General features: G+C 39.5%; 10 protein-coding genes. 2 read left to right on the top strand and 8 right to left on the bottom strand.

Annotated elements, in window-relative coordinates; translation table 11 throughout:
• Window positions 1–883 precede the first annotated feature (883 nt).
• Complete coding sequence (locus tag IQ228_RS11435; RefSeq protein ID WP_193962896.1) at window positions 884–2,677, top strand: WD40 repeat domain-containing protein; 1,794 nt, start codon at window positions 884–886, stop codon at window positions 2,675–2,677.
• Between the two features lie 189 nt (window positions 2,678–2,866).
• On the opposite strand, the gene IQ228_RS11430 is transcribed toward IQ228_RS11435, so the two are convergent.
• The 6 genes from IQ228_RS11430 to IQ228_RS11405 all read right to left on the bottom strand — a co-directional run bounded on the left by IQ228_RS11430 (window position 2,867) and on the right by IQ228_RS11405 (window position 8,151).
• A complete protein-coding gene (locus IQ228_RS11430; RefSeq protein WP_027403038.1) occupies window positions 2,867–3,400 on the bottom strand; it encodes a YqeG family HAD IIIA-type phosphatase in 534 nt (177 codons plus the stop codon).
• Between the two features lie 151 nt (window positions 3,401–3,551).
• The gene (locus IQ228_RS11425; RefSeq protein ID WP_193962895.1) at window positions 3,552–4,124 is read right to left on the bottom strand and encodes a DUF3727 domain-containing protein; all 573 of its coding nucleotides are present in this window, start codon (window positions 4,122–4,124) and stop codon (window positions 3,552–3,554) included.
• Between the two features lie 127 nt (window positions 4,125–4,251).
• Window positions 4,252–4,743 carry a Holliday junction resolvase RuvX gene (gene ruvX, locus IQ228_RS11420; protein WP_051424362.1) on the bottom strand — a complete coding sequence of 164 codons (492 nt, stop codon included), beginning with the start codon at window positions 4,741–4,743 and terminating at the stop codon, window positions 4,252–4,254.
• Window positions 4,730–5,977 (bottom strand): GNAT family N-acetyltransferase, encoded by a 1,248-nt coding sequence (locus tag IQ228_RS11415; RefSeq protein ID WP_027403041.1) that lies wholly within the window; start codon window positions 5,975–5,977, stop codon window positions 4,730–4,732. Before IQ228_RS11415 ends, ruvX begins: the two co-directional genes overlap by 14 nt.
• Window positions 5,978–6,976: 999 nt before the next feature.
• Window positions 6,977–7,195, bottom strand: coding sequence for a hypothetical protein (locus IQ228_RS11410; RefSeq protein ID WP_027403044.1), 219 nt, complete (start codon window positions 7,193–7,195; stop codon window positions 6,977–6,979).
• Between the two features lie 425 nt (window positions 7,196–7,620).
• A complete protein-coding gene (locus IQ228_RS11405; protein WP_228043819.1) occupies window positions 7,621–8,151 on the bottom strand; it encodes a DUF29 domain-containing protein in 531 nt (176 codons plus the stop codon).
• A gap of 44 nt (window positions 8,152–8,195) precedes the next feature.
• Here IQ228_RS11405 and IQ228_RS11400 point away from each other — a divergent pair, with 44 nt between their 5' ends.
• Window positions 8,196–9,962 (top strand): M61 family metallopeptidase, encoded by a 1,767-nt coding sequence (locus IQ228_RS11400; RefSeq protein WP_027403046.1) that lies wholly within the window; start codon window positions 8,196–8,198, stop codon window positions 9,960–9,962.
• Window positions 9,963–10,158: 196 nt separating this feature from the next.
• Here the strand turns inward: IQ228_RS11400 and IQ228_RS11395 are convergent, their stop codons facing one another.
• Window positions 10,159–10,899, bottom strand: a complete 741-nt coding sequence (locus tag IQ228_RS11395) for a 2-phosphosulfolactate phosphatase family protein (protein ID WP_027403047.1) — start codon at window positions 10,897–10,899, stop codon at window positions 10,159–10,161.
• Window positions 10,900–11,065: 166 nt separating this feature from the next.
• Complete coding sequence (locus IQ228_RS11390; RefSeq protein ID WP_193962894.1) at window positions 11,066–11,446, bottom strand: DUF423 domain-containing protein; 381 nt, start codon at window positions 11,444–11,446, stop codon at window positions 11,066–11,068.
• Window positions 11,447–11,607: the final 161 nt, after the last annotated feature.

The raw sequence follows: 11,607 nt of genomic DNA, 5'->3' as shown, positions 1-11,607 counted from the left end.
TAAGAGACAGCTCCCTAACCCTCCCCTTGTAAAGGGGAGGGAACTAGTAGTCTGTCAACCCGAAAATGACGGGTGAAGGCAAGCAGGGGGAGAAGAGAGGCACCGGGGGCAGGGCAGGGGAGGGAAGAACAGAAGTTTTTTCCGATCATTACCCGTCAAAATAAATTTGACGAACTACTAGATTTTTATTGTCACCCCTCTTCACAAAGGGAAAGGGGGGTAACAATGTGATGAAAATTACGGGATACCACTTTTCAAACAACCTCTCAGTAGCATGGAGGAATAGCAAAGAATAAATTTGAATTACCTATATTTTACAAAAAGCTGGATTAGTTGAGGACTAAGGCTTGAATGCTTACTATTTTTCTAGCCAGAAGTGTTTCTATAGAAACAGTAAATTATCAGTTAGATTAGTTAGAATTTATGGAAATCATCGAAATCCCCATAACCTACCATATAGCGGTATGCACTCTTTGTGAGATCCAGTCAGCAAATCGTTAAGCCTGTAGGGGCGTGGTTTTCCCGTCCTCCATTGTATTGCATCCTAAAAATAACTGCTAAGTAATTGGACAAAAATATTTACAGTCATTGCGAGCGAAGGGAAGCAATCACAACCCTGGCGATTGCTTCATTTCACTTCCTTCCATATGGCTAACGCCACGCTTCACTAACGCAATGACATTGTGTAATTAATTCTGTCTCACTACTTATATAAAGTTAAGCAGTGCTTAATCACAGTAGGGCTTGATGTTCACCATTAGATTTAGCTAGTTTTTGTATTCCATCAGACTGTAATAATTACTAAATTTTGGCTGAAGTTATAAATTGAGTAATTATTGTATTAGTATAAGTTATCTTGGGTATGCAATGGTGTGCCACTATCATGCAGATGAATTGGATTAGTTTACTAAAAGCGCAACAAACTGACTTCTTAAACCGGGTGAAAAAACCGAAAACGGCGGATCTTTCTCTTTTAGAAAGTCGAGTTAAAGGTTATCACAGTGAGGTAATGGCATTTGCGGGGGATTCATTAACGAAAATTCTTGAATGTTCTCGTCAGCAAGCTGAAATCCTCGCCAAAAATCCCCCACCGATACCACCTGAATATCCTGAATATCCTGATTGGATCATTCCCTTTCCGACCTATTTTCAACGCCAAGCAGAAGATTATCTTGTCCGTGAACAAATTGTTGATTGGATGATTACGGAACGGTTAGGAAAATTGGTGAGAAAAGTGCCACAAGACACTTTAGAAAATATGGGTTTGGATGATGAAGGAAATTTACGTGGTGAAAGTAAGTTTACTTATTTGTTAGCAAATAACCCAAAAGTGAGTATTCAAATTCACGTAGCAGATGGAGAAAGTTTTAACGGTATTAAAAAAGATAAAATTCGTTGGTCTGTTAGTCAAGAAGATATCAATAACCACCAAGTATTGATTTTCTTGTGTTTGTTTTATCCAGGAAATACCCAGTCAGGATACCACAAACAAACAGTGATTACTGGTTTTTTACCGACAAATCAACTAGATTTTTCAGACTCAAAGACTTATCTAACTCCCAGCAGCCTATTGTATGCAGGAGGATTAAATTGGTATTTACAGTCTCTGGGTAGTAAACCAGATGATGTACCAATAACTGATGAGAAAATGATGGTAGAAACCATTCAAACCTTACCACCAGAACATCCCAAAAAGAAGATTATTGGTGATTGGGAATGCTGGCAAACATTAAAAGGACATACCAAAGGTATTAACTGTTTAGCCTATGCTATCAAAACTTTAGTAGTCCAGGATGCCGGAACTAAAAATGTGAAAACAATCCCGATGTTAGCTAGTGGTAGCAGGGGAGAAACAAAATTATGGGACTTATCAAAAGGTGAATTAATCGAGACATTATCAGAATATCCTTGGGTTATTTCTGCCAACGTAGATGAGATTAATTCCCTGGCTTTTAGCACCGATGGACAAACATTAGTAAGTGTAGGTGCAGATTCCACCGTTAAAATTTGGCATACTGGGGCGTTGGATCTAATTGATATTCTCCATAAACATCATGGAGATGTCCGTTGTGTGGCGTTTACACCTGATGGTAAGATGTTAGCGACTGGTGGTCATGATCGCCAGATTTTGTTTTGGAACTTGCGCGATCGCCAAGTCGAAAATACCCTATCCTTAGATGATACAGCAGCCCATTCAATGGTGTTAAGTCAAGATGGCAAAATTTTAATTACAGGTAGTTATCGCAAAATTAAAGTTTGGGAAACATCCTCAACACTCAATCAGAAAAATTTGTCAGATACACAACCAATATACACCCTGATGGGTCATTCTCATATTGTTAGTTCCCTAGCCATGAGTGCTGATGCTAAATTTTTAGTCAGTGGTAGTCAAGATCAAACTATTCGAGTTTGGAATTTAGCTACTGGGGAATTAGTTCACACTCTCAAAGGACATCGAGATAGTGTGAATACAGTTGCTTTGAGTCCTGATGAACAAATTATTGCTAGTGGTAGTGCTGATAAAACTATCAAATTGTGGCATTTACAATCTGGGGAATTATTAGGGACATTTGCCGGTCATGCTAATACAGTCACAGCTTTATCCTTTACTGCTTCTGGAGAAATGTTAGTCAGTGGGAGTTTGGACAAAACAATTAAAATTTGGCAGCGGAGTTAGATCAAAACTGCGGTCGTCTCTACAAGTTTGTGCCACTTACAAAACTGGTACAAATTTTTTATGAATCCCGCATTGAAGAAGCAAAAGTAGAAAAATTGCTTTCTCAACATGATGTGAATTTTTAAACCTTTTACCTCTGCGCCTTTGCGTGAGGATAAATTCATACTTCAATTATGCAACGCCCAATTTTTAATGTTTAATAGCTTTACCTGTAATAGATGCACCCAATATCTCTGATATCCAAACTTCAATATTACGGATAGGATGGGAACGGAGGGCTGTAAAATCGGGATGGATAATTGGTTCAACTAAAATTGTAAACATTCCCAAGCGATTACCAGCTAAAACATCTGTAAACAAGCGATCGCCTACCATCCCCACTTGATGTACAGGTAAATTCATCTCCTGCAACGCCGCCCGAATTTTCCGTCGGGAAGGTTTAGCCGCACCCAAATAATAAGGTAAATTAAGAGAACGGGCAATGCCACCAATTCGCGCTTCACTTAAATTATTACTAACTAACCACAATGTCGTACAAACCCGAATTTCTTCTATCCATGCTTGCAATTCTGGGAAAGTAGAACTTGTTGTCATCGGTACTAAAGTTTCATCCACATCTAATACTAGCCCTTTCAGCCCATATTGTCGGATCATATCTGGTGTCAGCGTCAAAACTGAACCTGCTAAAATCAAGTTAGGCTCTAATAGATGGTTGCGAGTCATAATTTTTTGAGTCTGGAGTCAGGAGTCTGGAGTCAGGAGGAATAAAGAAAAATTTTAGGTTTAGATTTATTTAGATTTTTGAATAAGGCAAAAGGTAAAAAGCAACAGTAATTAAATTACCAATTACCAATTACCAATTACCCATTACCCATTACTCAACTTCGTTAAAAAGATGTTCTTCTAAGAGGGGTTGAAATTTACGGAACTCTTCAGGAGAAAGTAATTCTGGTTCACCTGTTTTCGTAATTCTGGCAAAAAAGAGCAAGGGATCGAGGGGAGTATAAATTGCATACTCCTGTTCATCATGATAAAAAGTGGCAATTTCCATTAATTGCTCTGGTTCTAAACCATTTTCTTCATCTTCAATTTCTAAAGTAAAGAATTTCGATTCATCTTCAGGAGGCAACTCACCTGCTACAGTCAAAGCATAAGCAGTATTCTTGAGAATTAGATTTTGCTCGGAAAGCACAGCTTGAGCAGTGCCGAAAATTTGGTCTATGATTTCATCATCTTCCACCAAAACGGCTTCTTCTTCGTCGCCATCGGCTTGCCAAGCAAAAATTTCTATTGGTGAATCTACAGGAAGAAGGAGAACATATTTTTCTCCCTCTACATCGAGGGTATACTCGATGTAACATTCTAGTGTTCGTTTTAGCTCATCTGTTAAAATCAGAGAACTTTCGGAATCGTGATCATTGTCTTCAGGAAGTGGAGATGAATACATAGCTGAATTATGTAACTGTAACAATACTCTTACATATGGAAATCATTGAACCGCTAAATGACAGCCGATGTCAACCATAAATTCAGAGATAGAAGTAATAGTTTTTAGAATACCATGTTAAAAGGGATCACTCATCAGCAAATGTTACCGATCTCGGTGCTGAACTACGTCTAGCATCTAGCCACTGCTGTAAAATCAATGCAGCAGCCTTACGGTCAATTAAACCCTTATTTCTTGATGGGGAGCGATTCTCAGCTATTAGCAGTTGTTCTGCTTGATAAGAAGTTAATCTTTCATCCATATATTCCAAAGGAAGTTTCAGTGCTTCTGCTAATCTAGCCGCAAATTTTTGGACATGACGGGCTTGAAAACCGATAGAACCATCCATTGAATAAGGTAAACCAACAATGAGAATTTGCACTTGTCGCTCATTAACTATTTGCTGAATTTTCTCGACATCTTCGACAAAAGACTTACGCTCAATTGTGGTTATACCCGTAGCAATTAATCCTGTACCATCACACCCAGCTAAACCAATGCGTTTACTACCAACATCCACGCCCAACGCGGAAATAAATGATTTTGATGGCTGTTGGGAGATCACGCTATTGTTGCTCATAGGGTTCATCTGTAGCTGAATCTGATGGACAAGGTGTGTCTATTATATTAGGGTTTTGATGATTGAAAGCTACAATTTCCGACTGAACTGGTGTAGCTCTTTCTGGCTGCACCTGCTGTGGTTGCGGCATCCATGACATCCCCCCAGGAATAGGCTTCCGGGTTGGTTGCAGTCCTTGTAACATTTCCTGCCACTGAATCCCTTCTAGGGAGACAAATTTCGATTCTCGTAGTTTATGCCAGACGGAACGAGACATGATCAGGGTATGTTCTTGGCGTTTAGCCCCAATGCGCTCTAAATATTCTTCTCTTTCTGGTTGATAGTCTGAAGAAGCTAATTGTAATCCCTGTTGGGGGAAATCTTGGGCGATACGGGCTAATTGAGATAATAGTTCAGGATACAACCAAGTATAGGCAGGATGAACTGTCAGTGTGGCGATATGGGGTTTTGTCCCTGTGCGATCCAGTTGCACCTGAAAATAACCAATGGCTGCTTTCCGCTGGGGTTCAAAGACATAACCACTGACAACTTCGGTTTTTGTCATCCACTGCTTGAGGGCATCACCAATAGCACCAAACAAAGTGGTTTTAAAATCGTGGGTGTGCCGGTCAAATACTTGCCGTACCAGGGGGGGCATTGATGCTGTATCTAGTTGATATAGTAAGGGAGCATCAGCATTACTGACTGGTAAGAGGTTGGGTAAATCTGGCTCGGTTTGAATTAATTCTGCTAATAACTGGGGACTAATTTCCCAGTATGTCATTTCCGCCAGTCGTTGAAATCCATTGTGGCGATATAGCGCCAAGGCATCAACGTCATTAATATTAACTTCTAATATCCAGGTTCGTGCTTCTAAAATAGATTCAAAGCAATGGCGCAGTAGTTGTGAACCTACTCCCATGCGATCGCCCGTCCCTGCTAACATCACCCGATCAATTCGCCAAGTGCTGCGAGTGCGGTTAAAAGGCGAGACTTGAATCATTCCCAGTAGTGTCCTTCCCTGTTCGGCAACATAGACCCAGAAACGGTACTGGAAAGGATTGGGAAACCAACTTAAGAATTTGAGTAACCCATACCAGTGTTTTAACCATTGCATTTGCTGCATCGCCGCATCAGTTTCTTGGGAAGAAAGATGGGACAATGATTCTTGAGTTAAGCGATCGATTCCTTCCAAATCCCTATGCTGGACTGGTCGGATAACAACGCTGAGATTTCGAGGGAGTAGTGAAGTCATTTTGATTCAAGCCGCCATTTAACCTTTACAAAATATGATTGGTGATCTAATACTGCAATCATTTTAATGGCTTTTTGCTCTTAGGTCTTGCTTCCCAAGAGTGATTTTCTTAACTAAATGCGTAAAAAAATATAAAAAGCAGAACTTGTGAGTATACCTTTGGGGTGAAAACCACAATGTCTGCTTCTATTCTATGGTAATTCTAGTGACATAATCCACACACTCCCTTATGCCTTGCGGCACGCTTGCGCGAACAGGTGAGTGTGGGCAACGAGCGCGACTCTTCTATGAAGACATTAAATGAGCTTTAAGACCGTGTGTCCCACGGTTCTTTGGTTAAGCCGAACAATTAGCTTTTATTTTGATAGGCTGCTTTTGGTGCATTTAATTGAGTTACACCCATTGTTAAAAAGTATATCAAATATTTGAAAAAAAATCAAGAAAGTGTTCATTCCGCACTTCGTGCCGCTGCGCTAACATCGCCCAACGAACAAAATTAAGCGCAGCTTAATTTTGTTCGTTGGGCAATTCCTCACTCGCGCGTATTGTATTCATCTCATCACCTACCCGGTAGGGTAGGTGAGAGGCTTCTACTGTTTAAGCTAAAAATACTCTTAACTATTTACCGTAAGTCCCTCACTGAATTTGGTACTTGTGAATCAGTGGGAAAAACCGAAATCGTTCTCAACTAATAGGAGGGAGGCGTAAGCCTTGTAAAGGCGAAGAACATTTGAAGTTTTTCCAAATATTATCTATTTAGATGGATGAAGAATCAGTTTAAAACCCCAAAATTTTGTGGTAAAATCGTAGCCTCTTGACCACCAATACCGTAAGCGAAAACCAAGCTGATAGGTAAGTGTTACCAGAGAAAGTTTGGGTCTTGGGAATCAGGACTTCTGCCCTTGGAGGGAATGTCAGACCAATAGAACTACGAAGTTCTGGAGGCTACTCCCGATGAATTGGGAAGCCCACACTGTACCGAAGTCAGTGTGTGGTAGTTCACATATATAGACCTTGGCGAGAAGCAAATTTTTCAAACTCCGCTTGGGTTTGATGCAGTAATTGTTGACGACTATCTTGAATTGTTTGTTTGAAGTTGGGAACCAAGTTGGGAACCAAGTTGCGAGCTTGTAGTGCCATGTGCAGTTGTAGATGAGCAACGTATTCACTTGTATCTTGATTATCTACAATTGCGCCCGTTAGTACATTTGATTCCATTGCCACTGGGTTCTCCTTGATGAATTTGGTGTAGTTGCTTTGCTATCCTAGATCAAAAGTTATCATGTTTTTTACCTAGCTGCCTATTTCGCAATGAAGTGTAATGATTGGGAAAGAGGGAACAGCCAATAATTAAGATACAGCCTATTACAGGTAAATGAGGTATACTAAATACGGTTCATAGTTTAACCAAATATGAAACCCCTCTGCTAAACATCTCCAGTATTAAATGTTATTCCTTTTACCTCTCCTTTTAGAAGAGGTGCGGGGAGAGGCTCTGAACTTGTTCTTTGTATGATAAAAAAGTCCAGCTTTTAGCCTTTTTGAGTATACAACCTTTCTTTAATCACAAAACTTTGCAGTGAGGCTGTTTTACTGCTGACATCTGCTGTAAATAACCTGATTTTTTACCAAATAGAAATTTTCTAATCGTCCCAAAGTGTATAAGTTTCGTTAAAAACTTCATCCCAACTTAAAGCAATAATATCTGGTTTTTTGCCCATTTCATCTCTAGCATCCTGTTTTGCAGCTAGAAAACACTTATCCCAAATTGATTCCAAAAAATCTCGATTGAGACTTGGCACTTCTTCTTGACTGGCAGTAATTTCTCCCCTAGCTGAACGAATAGAAATTACCCAACTAGCACTACGTTTTTCCGGTTGACATTTCCACTTAATTATATGCAGTATCAATCGAGTTAATTGACTAATTACTGCTCTTTTTTCTGATCGCCCCATAGACTCGGCTAAACTCTCTAAAATATGATCAACTTCTTTAATTTTCCCCTCCTCTAGCAGTTGTTTTGCTTTCACTACAGCTAAATATGGTGATTGAAAAACCAGTTCGTCATAAGGTACTGTCATAATTAGTAACTCCTTGGCTTGTTTTTTCCCAAGTCTTGCATATAAATACATCATATTATTAATTTTATATGCCTGGACTTGACGATGAACCATAGACTGTTAATTATGGATAAGTAACTCAAAACTCAACACACAAAATGATTTCAGAACTCTCTCCACAAATTCATTACTTGGTGGGAATGTCTCAGCCAGAAACCCATCTGTTTGAGGTGACTTTACACATTGTCAACTATCCATCGGCAGTTCTTGATTTAAAAATGCCTGTGTGGACTCCTGGTTCATATTTAGTCCGGGAATATGAGAGACATTTACAAGATTTTGCAGCTTTTGCTGATCATGAACCCTTGTCTTGGCATAAAGTTAGTAAAAATCATTGGCAAGTAGAAAAAGGTGATAGTTCGGAAGTAACTATTCATTATCGTGTATTTGCTAATGAATTAACAGTCAGAACAAATCATTTAGATGCTACTCACGGTTATTTTAATGGGGCGGCGTTATTTTTCAGAATCCCTGGTTGTGAAAGTTTACCCATATATATCCGGGTGATTCCAGCTAACCCTCAATGGCAAATAACTACTGGTTTACCAATATTTGCAGAAACAAAAAATACTTTTGTCGCGGCTGATTTTGATACTTTAGTTGATTGTCCTTTTGAAATTGGTTTTCATCAATTATACAATTTTGAAGTTTTGGGAAAACCTCATGAATTAGCAGTTTGGGGAAAAGGAAATTTTCAACCACAGCAAATGATTGCTGATTGCCAAAAAATTATTGAGGTAGAATCACAAATGTTTGGTGGTTTACCTTATGATAGATATGTATTTTTGCTGCATTTGCTTCAACAGGGTTTTGGTGGTTTAGAACATAAAAATTCTTGTTCGTTAATTTATCAAAGGTTGGGATTTCGGACTTTGGATAAGTATGAACCATTTTTGCAATTGGTGGCACATGAATTCTTTCATTTATGGAATGTTAAAAGAATTCGTCCTTTGGGTTTGGAAGTGTTTGATTATGATCAGGAAAATTATACACCATCTTTGTGGTTTTGTGAGGGAACAACCAGTTATTATGATTTAATTATTCCTTTACGGGCAGGTATTTATAATGCTAAGGCATATTTGAATTATTTGAGTAAGGAAATTACTAAATATTTAATGACTCCAGGACGGAAGGTACAACCTTTGGCGGAGTCAAGTTTCGATGCTTGGATTAAACTTTATCGTCCAGATGCTAATAGTGGTAATTCCCAAATCTCCTATTATATCAAAGGGGAAATGGTATCACTGTTATTAGATTTATTAATTCGCGTTCATCATGGGAATCAGCGTTCTTTGGATGATGTGATGCGGCAAATGTGGGAGGAGTTTGGAAAGGATGAAGTTGGTTATACTCCCGAACAATTAGAGGGTGTGATTGAGTCTGTAGCGGGTATGGATTTAGGAGATTTCTTTCAATGCTATCTTCATGGTTTGGACGATTTACCTTTTAATCAATATTTACAACCTTTTGGTTTGCAATTAGTTGAGGAAAAGAATGAAGAACCTTATTTGGGTGTGAGGATAAATACTGAAAATGGACGGGAGATAATTAAGTTTGTGGAAGCGGGTTCACCGGCACAATTTGCGGGAATTGATGCTGGAGATGAATTATTAGCGATTGATGGTATTAGGGTGGGAAATCAGTTCAATGAACGCTTGAAGGATTATCGAGCGGATGATTCTATTCAAGTTACTGTTTTTCATCAAGATGAATTGCGGACTTATTCTGTTACTCTAGCTGCATCAATTCCTGGCAAGTATCAACTTAAAGTTGTAGAAAATCCTTCTTTCACACAAATGGAGAATTTTGCCGGGTGGTTGGGTGTGTCTTTGTCTGAATCAGGATGTCCAGGATTAAAGGATTAATTGTCTGAATCAGGATGTCCAGGATTAAAGGATTAATTGTCTGAATCAGGATGTCCAGGATTAAAGGATTAACAGGATGAAAATTCCTGATTATTATGTTTGATTTGCCAAAGAAGAGAGAGAGGAAGAAATTTTCTTCTTTCTTTCTCGTGACTCCTGACTGGGCGCAGGCCCTGCGCCCCTACCTCCTGACTTGTTAGTTGTTTTGACTTTTTAATACTCCTGGTTCTGTTTGAATTGGTAAAATATCTAAAATATCGGTTTGGGAACAATATTTCAGGTCTTCAAAACATTCCAAACGTAATAAGCGTTGACCATGACTAGCTTGATGGAGTAGTCCTGGTAAGTTATCTTCCCATTGGCAGTAAAGAGCGATCGCACTAATCGTCTCATCATTACCACCGATTTCTGCGAGGGAACAATTAGTTTGTTGGCAAATACTATGAGCGATCGCCCCTGCACATACTGTATCCTCTAAGGAATAACTTCCCTCCCAACCAGAACCCACAATCCAGACAGTTTCCGGTTGCTTTTCTAAGAGAAATTTAACTACGGCTGCCCGATTAATCAAAGCTGCTGCCAGGACAATGGGGGCATTTTGGATTCGTTGTAAAGCCCTTGTCCCATTGGTGGTACTAATAAATAACCTTTTCCCGGCAACTAATTCTGGTGTGCAATCTAAGGGTGAGTTACCCAACTCAAAACCAGCTACTTTAGCTCCACCCCGTTCTCCAGCCCTGAGTCGCTTTTCTGGAGGCCATTTTTCACTTACTTCCATGAGTTGATTTAAATCACTGAAAACCTGCACAGCTTCGCCCCCAGCGGCTAAAACCGTAGCCATTGTACTAGTTGCTCGCAGAACATCAACGGCGATCGCACATTCTGGAACTGTATCAGTTGGGGTCAATTCGGGAGTGTGATATACAAATATCTTCACGTGCTGGCTACACCTATTTTATTAAGACTGCGGTAATATTTTACCTACTTGATGTCACCAACTGACGATACTATTTTTCAATCTATTAAGATAGAAAAGGTAACAGGCAAGAGAAATCAGGGTAATTTGAGTGATAATTTAGACTCCATTTCCCATTTACTACGGATTAAAACTTGATAGTTGCACCAGCTACAGCTAAAGCAGCCCAACCCAGCATTAATGCCAATCCTCCTAATGGGGCAACTGCGCCTAAAGACTCAATACCCGTTAAACTGATAGCATATAAGCTGCCGGAAAAAATTACCACACCAATTATAAATAACCAACCACTAACTAAAAGCGTCGTCGGGGGACTTTCTAAACGACTCATGAGGATGGCGACTAACAAAAGTCCCAGGGCGTGATACATTTGATAACGAGCGCCAGTGTCAAATATTTCTAAAGAGCGCTCGCTAATTTTTTCCCGCAAAGCATGAGCGCCAAAAGCACCACCAGCAACAGATAAACCGCCAAAAATGGCGGCTATAGTTAAGAAAAACTGTGTCATTTGACCTATTAAACATCAAAATGATATGATACAGCCGTTCTATAAAACTTACCCAAAATTACCAAAATCTAGACACATCTGGACAGCGATAATTTTGGTGTTTACTTTCTGCTTCATCGTGGTCTTAGAATGACTTCTAAGAGGTTTTTCCACTCGACAGA

Origin of the sequence: Dolichospermum sp. LEGE 00246 (genome assembly GCF_015207865.1) — a bacterium.
GTDB lineage: Bacteria > Cyanobacteriota > Cyanobacteriia > Cyanobacteriales > Nostocaceae > Dolichospermum > Dolichospermum heterosporum.
The sequence above is the reverse complement of the archived record's forward strand: the minus strand, read 5'-3'. Positions and strand labels throughout refer to the sequence as shown.